The organism is Chitinophagales bacterium, assembly GCA_020635995.1.
Classification (GTDB): Bacteria; Bacteroidota; Bacteroidia; order Chitinophagales; family UBA8649; genus JAFMKE01.
In genome coordinates, this window is record JACJYS010000005.1 from 143,941 (window position 1) to 157,098 (window position 13,158).

Below are 13,158 nucleotides of genomic sequence, written 5' to 3' on the forward strand. Positions count from 1 at the left end.
TTTTAGGCAAAGATAAATAAAATAATGCAATGCTTGCATTGTATTTTTAATGAGCTAAAATAATTTTATCTATTATCTTTGATTTGCTGAAAAATAAATTTAGACATATAATTGCTTTGCTGCTATTGGTAGGTATGTTAATGCCTTCATTGCTTTTTATTTTCTCATACAATATACAACAGAAGAAAATAAAAAGAGAAGTAAAAAAGATGATGATAGCCGGTATTCCATTAAAAGAACTGGTTCATTTTCAGTTTGATATGAATGATGCAGCGTTTCAAAAATTAGAATGGGAACACAGTAGAGAGTTTGAGTATAATCATAAAATGTATGATATAGTTAAAGCCGATACAGTAGGAAATTTGGTTACGTATATCTGTTTTCCAGATAAACAAGAAACAGCTTTAAATGCAAAATTCAGAAAGCATTTAAACGATTTTTATGCTAATAATGCCGACCAAGAAAATAGCAATAAAAGGCTAAATAATTTTATCAACGGTTTTTATTGTAGTCATATTTCCTTTATTTATCAATGCTACCCTAATATTCATTTGGAAAAAATAGGGTTTTATGCTCAAAAATTATCTTTAGTTTATTTAGATATAGAAGGTCCTCCACCTCGTTTTTCGTAAATTATTTTTTGATATAGAATGTGTCTTTTTCATAGGCACAAATTATTTATTAATACCAAAATAAAATTTATGAAAAATATAATGGTGTGGTTTGCTGTACTATGTAGTATAGTTATGGCAAACGCACAAACAATAACAATAAAAAACAATGCAAACGAGCCATTGGAAATGGCAACGGTTTCCAGTCATACGCCTAATTTAAGCGTAACTACCAATAAAAACGGTAAAGCAGATATTTCGGCTTTTAAAGGAGTAGAAAAAATAGAAGTGCGTATGCTTGGCTATGAAACAATAAGGACTTCATACACTAAGCTTAGTGCTAAAAACTTCAATTTGCAGTTAAATGAATCGGCTTTTAATTTGCAAAGTGTAGTGGTAAGTGCTTCTAAATGGGAGCAAGACATTAGAGATGTTCCCGTTAAAATTGAGAAAATTGACATGAAAGAAGTTGCTTTGCAAAATCCACAAACAGCTGCAGATATGTTGGCTACAAGCGGTAAAGTATTTATTCAAAAAAGCCAGCAAGGTGGCGGTAGCCCTATGATTAGAGGTTTTGCTACCAATAGGCTTATTTATACGGTGGACGGTGTGAGAATGAATACGGCTATTTTTAGAGGAGGAAACATTCAAAATGTTATCAATTTAGATAATTTCTCTACAGAAAGTTTAGAAGTGCTTTTTGGGCCCGGTTCTGTTATGTACGGTAGCGATGCCATAGGTGGTGTTATGGCTTTTAAAACACTAACGCCACAATTAAGTACAGATGATAAACCAAATGTAAATGGGAGTGCTTTATTTCGTTTTGCTTCTGCTAATACTGAAAAAACAGGACATTTTGATGTAAATGTAGGTTTTAAAAAATGGGCTATGCTTACCAGTATTTCTTATTCAGATTTTGACGATTTACGACAAGGAAGCAAAGGCCCGGATGAGTATGTTAAGCCCTATCATGTAGAAAGAATAGACAGCCAAGATGTGGTGGTAACGCAAAAAGATAAACTGCTACAAGTGCCTACGGCATATTCTCAGTTTAATATTATGCAAAAAGTGCGTTATAAGCCTACGGAATATGTAGATATTCAATATGGTTTTCATTATTCTGCTACATCTTCTTATGGTAGATATGATAGACATAACCGTATGCGTAATGGTTTACCACGCTATGCCGAGTGGGATTATGGCCCTCAAAAATGGATGATGAATATGTTATCTATTGAATATAGCAAAGCAACGGTTGCTTTTGATAAGGTGGCGTTTCGTTTTGCCCATCAGTTGTTTGAAGAAAGCCGTATAGACCGTTCTTTAAATAAAGATGATAGAACTACAAATGCCGAGAAGGTAAATGCTTACTCTGTAAACTTAGATTTAGTGAAAAAAATAAAAGAGAAAAACACCTTATTTTATGGTGTGGAGTATGTTTATGACAAAGTAAAATCTACAGGAGAAATAACAGACATAAGCACCAATGAAACAGTGGCAGGTCCTGCAAGGTATCCGCAGTCAAGCTGGCAAAGTGTAGGTTTGTACATAACTGATGAATACAGAGTATTGCCTAAATTAACTTTAACAGCGGGTTTGAGATACAATCATGTTATCATTGATTCAAAATTTGATACCAGCTTTTATTCCTTTCCTTTTACAGAAGCTAAAATTAGTAAAGGAGCATTGTCGGGTAGTTTAGGTTTGGCATATAAACCCATGTCAGATTTTGTTATCCATGCCAATTTTGGAACAGGATTTAGAGCTCCAAATGTTGATGATATAGGCAAAGTGTTTGATTCAGAACCGGGTGCTGTTACCGTGCCTAATCCAGGTTTGAAACCGGAATATGCTTATAATGTTGATTTGGGTTTAACCAAAATTTTTGCCGATAGAGTAAAAATTGACATTACAGGATATTACACCCGATTAAAAAATGCAATGGTTCGTAGAGATTTTACGCTTAATGGCGAAGATAGTATTATGTACCAAGGCACATTAAGTCAAGTGCAAGCTATACAAAATGCGGCTAAAGCCTATGTTTGGGGTATTCAAGCTGGTATAGAAGTGAAATTGCCTTTAAATTTCTATGTTTCTTCCGATGTTAATATTCAAAAAGGAAAAGAAGAATTAGATAATGGCGATTTAAGTCCGCTACGTCATGCAGCACCATGGTTTGGTGTTTCGCGTTTAAAGTATAAATACAAAGGTTTGTTGTTGGAGTTAAATGCACAGTATTCAGGCGGTTTGTTTAACGACCAACTGGCAATGGAGGAAAGAGGCAAAACAGAAATTTATGCTATAGATGATGTGGGGCGTGCTTATTCTCCGGGGTGGTACACCTTAAATTTTAAAGGAAGCTACCAAGTTAACAAGTATTTTATGATAAGTGCAGGTATAGAAAACCTAACAGATATAAGATACCGTACTTATAGTTCCGGTGTTTCTGCTCCGGGTAGAAATTTTATTATTACTGCTAAAACTATGTTTTAGGATAATACAAAACCAAAGTTCCGAACTTTCTAAAAGTTCGGAACTTTTTTATTAGCATCACCCCTTGGGCTTTTGCTATACTGCAAATCCTTAAAGTATATTTTATCAAACAACTTATCTAGGCCATCTTTGATAAACTCCAATTCATCTGGAATTTTATCTAAACTGATAACCGAGCTCAATGCTGGATAAAACCTGCGAGCTACTATGGGTGTATTTTGTTGTGGCATTTTGTTTTATGTTTCTTTAAATGATTTGGTTTTAACTCTTAATAAAATCATACCACATTTGCAATATATCCCTGAAATCTTGCGTAGGTATTACTATTTCAGGGCTATTACTATCATATATATATATACCACTTGGTGATACAATAGCCGACCCAAAATGACCACCAATATTGTCATCTGGAGTACTTCCACCAGATAAATAAAGATCACATAAAGCTATTCCATCAAGTAATATATCTTCATCTTCTCCTATTCTCATTAAAAACGTTGATAATTCAGGATGTCCATTAGTTATTAAAAAAGTATGTCTACTACCATTTCTTTTATAAAAGTTAAGATTATATTGTTGTAATAATTGATAATTCATAAGTTAAATTTTACATTTGGATAAAAAGACCTATGGTTGCCATTTGGGTCAAAGATTAGCATTTTTTCCGTTTAGGGTCTCTCATAGAGGACTCTAAACCACACTTAAATTTACAAAATTGTTGCGTGAGACACGCACCATGGCGTAAAGATAAATGGCAAAAAAATGATACCAATTAGTATTACACTCGTGCCACAACTCCAAGTCGTGGCACGAGTACTTTTAAAACCGAAGTTCGGAATTTTTCTTTGAAATTAATAATGCCTATCTAACACATACCAGCTAAAGGCACGTAGGTTTAGTTTCACCATAGAATCTCTTACCATAGGGTCTAAAATTCTCCAAGCGTTATTTAAAATGGTTTGGGCTTCTTCTACACAATCGTCAAGTGCATTTACTTTATCTAATAAGTCAACAGCTTCTTTTATTAAAGCTATATCACTCGTTTTTGCCTGAATGATTTCCCAAAGTCTTTGTCTATCCTTTTTTTCTAATTTAGACATAGCTTTGGCAACGGGATAAGTAATTTTTCCTGCGGTTATATCTTCGCCTTTGGTTTTTAAACCATCTTTAAAACCTCTTAAATTTAAGGTGTCATCTATTATTTGAAAAGAAATTCCTAATGCTTCATAATAATCTCCTAAACCTTTAATTTGTTCTTCTGTTCCTTTGCCTAAAATAACGCCTATTTGTGCTAAATAGCTTGCCGGAGCGGCAGATTTTAAACGGTGTATGCCTATTATTCTATTTTGTAGTAAATCTCCTTTGCCATTTTCTACCACATCGTCCATCATATAGTCAAGTCCGTGTATATCCATAGCTTGCCCTGAGTGAGCGGCACGTAAAGCTTCAAAATATAAATTGTAAATACGCAACTTTTTATCATCTTCAAGTTCATCAGCTTGATAAATAACTATTTGACCAATAAAATAACACGCACTACCTGCGTTAATTGCAATGGCTTCATTATACATTTTATGACAGCTCGGGCCACCTCTTCTTACATCAGATTTATCTTCTACATCATCTACTATTAATGAACCTACGTGCATAAGCTCTGGCAAAGCCAGCCAATCTATAGCTCGTTGAGAATTGCCACCCACTATATCGCAACACGCCAAAGCGGCATAGCTTCGCCAAGATTTTCCTCCTCTATCTATAATACTTCTTATCGGTTCAATTAATGCTTTTGAATATTGTTCATTATCAATATACTCGGCATAATGAACTTGGTCTTTTTTAGAAATTAACTCAGTTAATTTTTCATTATCAGGGTTTTTAGGTAGAATTTTCTTTACCGATTTTATCGTTTCACGGCTTACTATTTTAAAAAATTCTTCAAGGTTAGTTGAACTTTCAAAGCCACTGCGTTCTACAAAACCAGGACCCTCAATTTTTTCTCCTTTTATAGAACCTTTTACCTTTACACTGCCCTCCCAAAATGCCGGTTTTGAAATAACAGTAGCAAACTCTTGATGAGGAAAATCGGCTTCTGCTTCAATATATAAATCCAATTCTGGGGCTTCTAAAATCCAATCGGTAGGGTAATCGTTAAAAGTTCGGGTACTTGTCCAAACTTCCTTGGTTTTTGGATAGAGCTTAAAATTATTAATTTGAGTTCTATTGCCTTCTTTATCTATAAAAATTAAGTAAGAACCACAACCATCTTTTGTTTTATTATCTATTAAATCATAAGCGGTAAATTCACAGCCGTTTGTTAGCTGAGATGAAATCCAGTTCCAAGCCACATCTTTGCTTATCCCAAGTTCGCTTTTATCTTGTTCTTCTTCTTTTCTGTGGCAACCAAATTCGTGGTCGTACCAAGCAGATTGGTTTTTAAATTCATATTTTTCTCCTTTAATAGTAAAACTACCGGAAGCATCATTTCGCGGAATAAAATAATAGAACATATCTTCTGCCGAAACACCAAAAACTACTCCATTTTCTCCGTGTCTTGTTACCGGTTTTTTAGGTGTAAAATCCATTTTAAAAGATAAATCATGCTCATCATCATTAAGGACTAAAGAATAGGAATTTTCATTGTTTTTAATAAAAATATTATCATCAAATTTTAGATGTAATTTATCTAAGTTTACAATAATTTTTTGCTGAAATAATCTATCGGGATAAGGAACATTACCTTTTTCTAACATTTCAATAGCCGCTTTTCGTATGCGTTCATCTTTTACTATTTCTCCTTTTCTAAGTCTTTCTAATCCTATTTCGGGAGCTTTTTGGTCTATGAGAGAATTAGCATAGTATTTTTTCTCATCTTTATCTATTATTGCCCAAGTTATAGAATGAGCATAATTGGCTTTTTTGGTTTCCTCATTGTAGCTTACAAATTTCCTAAAGAAAGAAGCAAAAACAGAAAAGTTTCTGCCTGTTATAGTGGTAATATGACTGTTAATGTACCACCATTCTGTTGTAGAACTATTGTGCGGTAAGTCATGTACATTCAAATCAATATTGCCTTCAAGAGGCCAATCTTTAGGTCTTGTAAAGTTTTGATGAAGAGTTTTCAAAGTTTTAGTTTTAAAAAGAGTTTCCGAATATACAGTTATAAGTCATTAATTTAAAAGCAATGCAGGAAATAAATGTTTTTTTAAGAAAAAATAATGACTATCCGTATATTTACCATCAAACCTAATCTTAATTTGAAAAAGATATTAATCCTGTTAGTTATTTGCTCTATTGCATTTTTGTTTGCTCAAACTGGCGAAATAGTGGAAAACGCAAGCATAGCAGAAACAGAAACTGTTAGTGAAATTATTCCTTTTAGTTATAATAGTGCTACAAATAAATTGATTTATCAAGCTGAAGGAGTTTACAAAGAATTTCCGGGTTGGTTTTCATTACTGCCACCTCTTGTTGCTATTATTTTGGCATTGGCTTTTAAAGAAGTTCATATAGCATTAATAGCAGGAATTTTTATAGGCGTTTTTACTATTAACGGACTTCAAATAAAGGAAATAGTACCAACTTTGATGCACATAATAGATACCTATATTCCTCAGTCAATAGCGTGGGTAAGCGATGGAGAATTGCAAACAGGGCATTTGTCTATTATACTGTTTTCTGTATTAATAGGCGGTATGGTTCATGTTATTTCAGAAAATGGCGGTATGCAAGGTATTGTAGAAAAAGTTTCTAAACTTTCAACATCTGCCAGAAGAACACAATTAGCTACGGTATTAATGGGATGTTTGATTTTTTTTGATGATTATGCCAATACTTTAGTGGTAGGAAATACCATGCGACCTTTGACAGATAAATTTAAAATTTCAAGAGAAAAATTAGCCTACATAGTAGATAGTACCGCTGCACCTGTTGCCGCTATTGCTTTTATAACTACTTGGATAGGTTTTCAGCTTACCGAAATAGAAAAAGGCATACACGGGCAAAATTTAATAGAAATAAACGAAAGTGCTTATGGATTATTTTTAGGTTCGTTGAAATATGCTTTTTATCCCATTTTTACTTTGTTTTTTATATTAATATTAATATACACTAAAAAGGATTTTGGTGCTATGCTAAAAGCAGAACAAAAAGCACTAAACGAAGATTTTTCGGCTCAGAAAAAAGAAGAAAAAAAATATGTTTCGCATTGGCTAAATGCCGCTATTCCTATTTTAACCTTAATAGGGACAGTAATAGCAGGATTAATTATAACAGGAAGTAGCCCTGAAATTGTACAAAATTCAACTTCGTTTGTTGCTATGCTAAGAGATATATTGTCTAATGCCGATTCTTATGTAGCATTACTTTGGGCATCTTTTTTAGCCTGTATAGTGGCGGTGGTACTTACCATTGTTCAGCGTAGAACTAATGTGCAAGATAGCGTAGGTTTTATGATAGAAGGTTTTAAATCTATGGTGCCGGCTGTTGTTATTTTAATTTTAGCTTGGACATTAGCACTGGTTATAGAACATTTGCACACGGCTACTTATATTTCTTCCTTAATTCCTCAGCAGTTTAATATGCTGTGGTTGCCCACTATATTTTTTATTTTTTCGGCTCTTATATCTTTTGCCACAGGCTCAAGCTGGAACACTATGGCGGTAATGTACCCTATTTGTTTGCCTATCATTATAAAATTGGGCGTTGAATTAGACGGCACAGAACACATAGAGTTAATGATGCCTGTTATTTTAAATACTATTTCGGTTATTTTGGCGGCTTCTGTTTTTGGCGACCATTGTTCCCCTATTTCAGATACTACTATTTTAAGTTCTCTGTCCTCTGGTTGCGACCATATAAGCCATGTAAACACACAATTACCTTATGCTTTAACGGTGGGTATAGTTAGTTTGCTTTGTGGAGGCGTTTTATTTGCATTGGGCGTGCCTTGGTATTTACTTTATGCTATAGGTTTTGCTATTATTATAGGCGTTGTAGCATTTTGGGGGAGAAAAGTAGAGAGTTAATAATAGTTATACCGTTATAAAATTCAAAATAGTCTAAACTATTTTGAATCAACAATTGGTGTTAAGGATGTTAATTTTCATAGCGATTAGTATAAAAAAGCTCAAATATCTATATTTACTTAGCTTTACATTACCAAATTGTTAAGTAAAACTGTAACTTAACCCACTTAACCACTTAACTCATTTAATAATGAACAAATATTTTATACTATTTTTCATAGTATCTGCTACCTTTTTTTCTTGCAAAAAAGAAGCAAACAAAACTGTAGGCGAAGAAATTTTTGACAAAAACGCTCCCGATTCTTTAAAAATAAACCAGTTGCAATATTTAGGCAGCCACAACAGCTACAGAATGCAAATGGATGAAAAGGTTTATGACTTTTTAGTGGCAAATTCAGGTTCTTTACCCAGCGATTACAATCCTTTAGAACTTGATTATGAACATGTATCTTTAACTGAGCAAATGACAAAATATGGTGTAAGACAATTAGAATTAGACCTATTTTTAGACTATAATGGCGGAAAATTTTCTAATAGACGGCTTCCCGAAATTTTAGGCGAAGACGGCAACGCTAATGTAGAAGAACTAAACCAACCGGGAATAAAAATATTACACATTCCGGATGTTGATTTTAACACACATAATTATACACTCAAAAGTGCATTGCAAGAAATAAAAACTTGGTCGGAAAAATACCCCGAGCATATACCTGTTTTTATACTATTAGAGCTAAGCGAAACCAGCATAGCCGGTTCGTTGCCAGGTTTAGGTTTTACAGAAGTAGAACCTTGGAATAATGCTCAAGCACTCCAAACACTTGAAAATGAAATTTTAGATGTTTTTTCTACTACCAATATTATAACACCCGATGATGTGAGAGGCAACTATGCAACTTTAAACGAAGCTGTATTGGCAGGAAACTGGCCAACTATTGGAGAAAGTAGAGGGAAAGTAATGTTTTTATTTGATAAAACTAATATTAGAAACACATACATACAAGGTCATCCCAATTTAGAAGATAGAGTTATTTTTACCAATAGCTACGAAAATGAATCAGATGCGGCATTTATAAAAATTAATAACCCTTTAACTAACTTAAACAGAATAAAAGATTTATCGGACAAAGGATATTTAATAAGAACACGGGCTGACGAAGGAACTTGGCAAGCACGCAATAACGATTATTCAAACTGGAATACAGCTTTAGAAAGCGGAGCTCACTTAATTTCTACCGATTATTATAAAGCTGACGACCGTGCCGGAGATGGCACGTGGAGTGGCTACTACGTAGGTTTTAATAATGGACTATATCAAATAAATCCTCAAACTACAGATTAGCGAACTCCCATTTTTTTGTTTAGCAAACTTTCTATATTTCCATCCATTTTTAAGGTTTCAGTACCTCCCCAAAAATATTTATTGGAAAAATCTTCAATTTTAGAAGGAATGGTATTGTAGTCAGAGTTTTTTCGGTAAAACTGAGCTCTATCATAGTTTCTAAGCACCTTGAAATTGTTGATTAAATTGCCATTTAAAGAAACTTTATCTCTTCTTGATATATTTCCTGCACCATTAAATCCGCCCTCATTTATTACCCAAAAATCTCCATATTTTACATATTTAGCAGAAAATGAAAGTGCTTTAACACTAACGGTATAACCACCCAACTTCATCAATAATCTAAATCTAAGAGGTATTAATTTTTGAAAATCTATACCCTCCGGGCTTAAATGTACATCTATTTCTACAATAGCCAAACTTGCTGTATCTATATATACCGTACCTTTAAATAAAGTTTTTTTAATGCCTTCTGCTTGGTCAAAAGTAATAATGTGCATTACCACACCATTTTTAATAGCCATACCGGCATAATTAAACACATAATTTTTATCATTGTTTTTGCCCAGCACACTATTTTTATCACTTCTTAAATCTTCTAAATCAGGATTAAAGCCCAAAACAATTTGAGAAGATTGCTCAATATCTAAACTATCGTCTTCTATGTTTTTAGATACTATTTTACCTAAATCTCTATACGGTGTTAAATCTATAAATCCTCTTGCTTTTTTTATGGTAGCATTTCGTGGCAAGGCTTTCCTATTAAAGGTATTTAGTATATCATAATGCCCTTCTTCTACAATACTCAGTTCATTATTTGTGGTCAGTGTTTGTCTATAAAAAACCTCCTGTCCTATTGGAACACTGTAGTGGTTTTCAGGTATTTTATCGGCAGCTTCATTTATTAATTTATAAGCATTAATAGGCGTTACTACTACTTCGTTTAGCTGCTCTTCTTTCACTTTTAAATAAATAACATCGCTACGCATTAACTCAACTAAACTTATCGTTTTTTCTTCATAACCTATTATTTTAAAAGTAAATTTATTGTCTTGATTATAATTAGGTATTTCCAACAAAAATTTCCCGTCTTTATCTGTGGTAGTTCCGTTAAAAGTTCCATTTAGAATAACACTGGCAAAAGGAACCGGCTGTTTATTTTCTTCGTTTAATACCGTACCGCCTATTAAAGCTTGTGCAAAGGCTGTACTTATACTTGAAAGCAAACAAAAGATTAGGAGAACGTTTTTCATTTATTTAATTTTGTACAAAAATAGTATTATTAGTTTAATACTTTAATTTCATTACTTGAAATAGCATTTATGTCAAACAAATACCTTATAACAATAATGGGGCCAACAGCTTCGGGAAAAACTTCTTTATCATTAGAATTGGCAAAAAGCTATAAAACAGAAATTATCTCTGCCGATTCTCGCCAGTTTTACAAAGGAATGGATATAGGCACAGCCAAACCCACAGCTAAAGAAATGGACGGAGTGAAACACCATTTTATAGATATTTTAGAGCCAAATACAATGTACAGTGCCGGACAGTTTGAAAAAGATGCTTTAAAAGTATTGGACGAAATATACAAAACTAATGATGTGGCTATAATGGTTGGTGGTTCGGGTTTATACATTAATGCCGTTTTGTTTGGCATTGATCCTTTTCCAGAAATACCCGTGGATATTAGGAAAAAAGTACTACATGATTATAAAGAAAAAGGCATAGAACATTTAAGAAATGAATTAAGAAAACTTGATCCTAAATACTACGTAGATGTAGATTTAGATAACCCAAGAAGATTAATGAGAGCTTTGGAAGTTTGCTACGCCACAGGGCAGCCTTATTCCGATTTTACAAATACCGAAGCTAAAGAACGAAATTTTAAATCTATAAAAATAGCTTACCACTGGGATAGAGAAACGCTTTACGCTAGAATAAATGAACGGGTAGATGAAATGATAGAAAACGGCTTAATAGCCGAATGTCAAAAATTATTGCCTTATAGAAATGAATATGCGTTAGACACTATTGGCTACAGAGAAGTTTTTGATTTTTTAGATGGTAAAACAGATAAAGAAAACATGATTAAGCTCATTAAGCAAAACTCAAGACGCTATGCCAAAAGGCAAATAACGTGGTTTAAAAAAGACAAGGAAATACAATGGTTTTCTCCTGCTGCTAATATTGAAGATTTTATTTTGTTTATAGAACGCCTTAGAGACGAAGAAGATTAATGGATTTTTTCAATAAATACGAATGGCTTCTATTTGATTTTGACAATACTTTAGCCGATTTTACCAACAGTTCAAACAAAGCTTTTAAAGATGTTTTTTCTGATGTTTACACCCAAAATATACACCATTCTTTTCATGAAATTAATAGCAAATATTGGCATTATTTTGAAAAAGGAAAAATAACGGGAGAAGAACTGCACTACGGCAGATTTAAAGAGTTTTTAGAAACTAATAATTTGAACAATTTTTCTGAAACAATAGCGGATAATTATCTTGATGAGCTATTAAACCACTCAATTTGGATAGAAGGAGCAAAAGAAATGATACAAAAGCTGTCTGCTACGCACAATATTGCTATAGTAACCAATGGTTTACAAAAAATTCAACACAAAAGAATTAAAAAATTAGGCATAGATAAATACAACTTTCCCGTTTTTATTTCGGAAGAATTAAACAGCTCAAAACCTAATAATTTATTCTTTGAAAAAGTACATCATGCCATTAATTCTCCTGTTAAAAATAGTGTTTTAGTAATAGGCGACAATCCAAAATCGGACATAAAAGGCGGTAAGCAATTTGGCTACCACACATGCTATTTTCAGTACCATAAAAACAAAAGATGCACTGTGGCAAATTACACTATTAAATCATGGAAAAACAATGCCTAAAATTGGTTTAATATCAGATACACACTCTTATCTTGACAAGGCTGTTTTTGAGTATTTTAAAGATGTAGATGAAATTTGGCATTTAGGCGATGTGGGAGATATTGCTGTTATAAATCAGCTTGAAAAATTTAAACCGCTTAGAGGTGTTTACGGAAATATTGACAGCCAAGAAATAAGAAGTGTTTTTCCATTAGATAATAGGTTTGAATTTGAGGGTTTTGATATTTGGCTTACACATATTGGCGGTTATCCCGGCAGGTATAGTGCCAGAGTGAGAACTATTTTAGAAAAAAATGCTCCTGAAATTTTTATATGTGGACATTCTCATATTTTAAAAGTAATGAGAGATAAAAAATATAACAATATGCTTTGTATGAACCCCGGTGCTGCCGGAAAACATGGTTTTCATAAAATTAGAACTTTGCTTAGATTTGATATTAAAAATAAAACTTTAGATAACTTAGAAGTGGTAGAATTAGGCAAAAGAGTATAATTGGAATATTTTTTGTGGCTTAAAAAAAGAAATTATTTAATCATTAAAAACAATAAATATGTCAGTTTTAAAAGTATTAGAGCTTATGTCAAGCTCAGAAAAAAGCTGGGAAGAAGCAACTACAAAAGCAGTTTCTAAAGCCAGTGAAACCATTAAAGGAATACAATCTGCTTGGGTTAAAGACCAAAGCGTTGTAGTAAAAGACGGAAATGTAAAAGAGTTTAGAGTAACTTTAAAAGTAACTTTTAAAGTTTCAAGCGAAGCTTAATACTTTTTACAGCTTTTTTTAA

At 33.0% G+C, this 13,158-nt stretch carries 12 protein-coding genes; 8 read left to right on the forward strand and 4 right to left on the reverse strand.

Going from position 1 to position 13,158, the window contains the following annotated elements; all coding sequences use genetic code 11:
• Positions 1 to 83 precede the first annotated feature (83 nt).
• Entirely contained in the window at positions 84 to 632 is a 549-nt protein-coding gene (locus H6578_09105; GenBank protein ID MCB9227307.1) for a hypothetical protein, read from the forward strand.
• 69 nt (positions 633 to 701) lie between these two features.
• Positions 702 to 3,104: a TonB-dependent receptor gene (locus H6578_09110; protein MCB9227308.1), complete on the forward strand. Its 2,403-nt coding sequence runs from the start codon at positions 702 to 704 to the stop codon at positions 3,102 to 3,104.
• A 29-nt stretch (positions 3,105 to 3,133) separates the two neighbouring features.
• On the opposite strand, the gene H6578_09115 is transcribed toward H6578_09110, so the two are convergent.
• From H6578_09115 to H6578_09125, 3 genes are all read right to left on the reverse strand, one after another.
• Positions 3,134 to 3,334, reverse strand: coding sequence for a hypothetical protein (locus H6578_09115; protein ID MCB9227309.1), 201 nt, complete (start codon positions 3,332 to 3,334; stop codon positions 3,134 to 3,136).
• A 31-nt stretch (positions 3,335 to 3,365) separates the two neighbouring features.
• Positions 3,366 to 3,701, reverse strand: a complete 336-nt coding sequence (locus H6578_09120; protein ID MCB9227310.1) for a hypothetical protein — start codon at positions 3,699 to 3,701, stop codon at positions 3,366 to 3,368.
• A gap of 254 nt (positions 3,702 to 3,955) precedes the next feature.
• On the reverse strand, positions 3,956 to 6,226 hold the full coding sequence (locus tag H6578_09125; protein MCB9227311.1) for a polyprenyl synthetase family protein: 2,271 nt from the start codon (positions 6,224 to 6,226) through the stop codon (positions 3,956 to 3,958).
• A 132-nt stretch (positions 6,227 to 6,358) separates the two neighbouring features.
• On the opposite strand from H6578_09125, the gene H6578_09130 reads away from it, so the two are divergent.
• Both H6578_09130 and H6578_09135 read left to right on the forward strand, forming a co-directional pair.
• The gene (locus H6578_09130; GenBank protein ID MCB9227312.1) at positions 6,359 to 8,128 is read left to right on the forward strand and encodes a Na+/H+ antiporter NhaC family protein; all 1,770 of its coding nucleotides are present in this window, start codon (positions 6,359 to 6,361) and stop codon (positions 8,126 to 8,128) included.
• 190 nt (positions 8,129 to 8,318) lie between these two features.
• Positions 8,319 to 9,467 carry a hypothetical protein gene (locus H6578_09135; protein ID MCB9227313.1) on the forward strand — a complete coding sequence of 383 codons (1,149 nt, stop codon included), beginning with the start codon at positions 8,319 to 8,321 and terminating at the stop codon, positions 9,465 to 9,467.
• Here H6578_09135 and H6578_09140 read toward each other — a convergent pair.
• On the reverse strand, positions 9,464 to 10,720 hold the full coding sequence (locus H6578_09140) for a carboxypeptidase-like regulatory domain-containing protein (GenBank protein ID MCB9227314.1): 1,257 nt from the start codon (positions 10,718 to 10,720) through the stop codon (positions 9,464 to 9,466). The two genes, H6578_09135 and H6578_09140, sit on opposite strands and share 4 nt — an antisense overlap.
• Positions 10,721 to 10,789: 69 nt before the next feature.
• Here H6578_09140 and miaA point away from each other — a divergent pair, with 69 nt between their 5' ends.
• Genes miaA through H6578_09160 form a run of 4 tightly spaced genes read left to right on the forward strand, consistent with a single transcriptional unit; the run spans position 10,790 to position 13,136 of the window.
• Positions 10,790 to 11,707 carry a tRNA (adenosine(37)-N6)-dimethylallyltransferase MiaA gene (gene miaA, locus H6578_09145; protein ID MCB9227315.1) on the forward strand — a complete coding sequence of 306 codons (918 nt, stop codon included), beginning with the start codon at positions 10,790 to 10,792 and terminating at the stop codon, positions 11,705 to 11,707.
• Positions 11,707 to 12,375 (forward strand): HAD-IA family hydrolase, encoded by a 669-nt coding sequence (locus H6578_09150; protein MCB9227316.1) that lies wholly within the window; start codon positions 11,707 to 11,709, stop codon positions 12,373 to 12,375. The genes miaA and H6578_09150 overlap by 1 nt, the downstream gene beginning before the upstream one ends.
• Positions 12,368 to 12,868 carry a metallophosphoesterase family protein gene (locus H6578_09155; protein ID MCB9227317.1) on the forward strand — a complete coding sequence of 167 codons (501 nt, stop codon included), beginning with the start codon at positions 12,368 to 12,370 and terminating at the stop codon, positions 12,866 to 12,868. Before H6578_09150 ends, H6578_09155 begins: the two co-directional genes overlap by 8 nt.
• 58 nt (positions 12,869 to 12,926) lie before the next feature.
• Positions 12,927 to 13,136 (forward strand): dodecin domain-containing protein, encoded by a 210-nt coding sequence (locus H6578_09160; protein ID MCB9227318.1) that lies wholly within the window; start codon positions 12,927 to 12,929, stop codon positions 13,134 to 13,136.
• The last annotated feature ends 22 nt before the right edge of the window (positions 13,137 to 13,158 follow it).

Excerpts from the sequence above, each read along its gene's own strand:
- H6578_09120 (MCB9227310.1), bottom strand. The coding sequence starts at position 3,701 with ATGAATTATCAATTATTACAACAATATAATCTTAACTTTTATAAAAGA.
- H6578_09110 (MCB9227308.1), top strand. The coding sequence starts at position 702 with ATGAAAAATATAATGGTGTGGTTTGCTGTACTATGTAGTATAGTTATG.
- H6578_09155 (MCB9227317.1), top strand. The coding sequence starts at position 12,368 with ATGCCTAAAATTGGTTTAATATCAGATACACACTCTTATCTTGACAAG.
- H6578_09160 (MCB9227318.1), top strand. The coding sequence starts at position 12,927 with ATGTCAGTTTTAAAAGTATTAGAGCTTATGTCAAGCTCAGAAAAAAGC.
- miaA (MCB9227315.1), top strand. The coding sequence starts at position 10,790 with ATGTCAAACAAATACCTTATAACAATAATGGGGCCAACAGCTTCGGGA.
- H6578_09135 (MCB9227313.1), top strand. The coding sequence starts at position 8,319 with ATGAACAAATATTTTATACTATTTTTCATAGTATCTGCTACCTTTTTT.
- H6578_09140 (MCB9227314.1), bottom strand. The coding sequence starts at position 10,720 with ATGAAAAACGTTCTCCTAATCTTTTGTTTGCTTTCAAGTATAAGTACA.
- H6578_09150 (MCB9227316.1), top strand. The coding sequence starts at position 11,707 with ATGGATTTTTTCAATAAATACGAATGGCTTCTATTTGATTTTGACAAT.
- H6578_09115 (MCB9227309.1), bottom strand. The coding sequence starts at position 3,334 with ATGCCACAACAAAATACACCCATAGTAGCTCGCAGGTTTTATCCAGCA.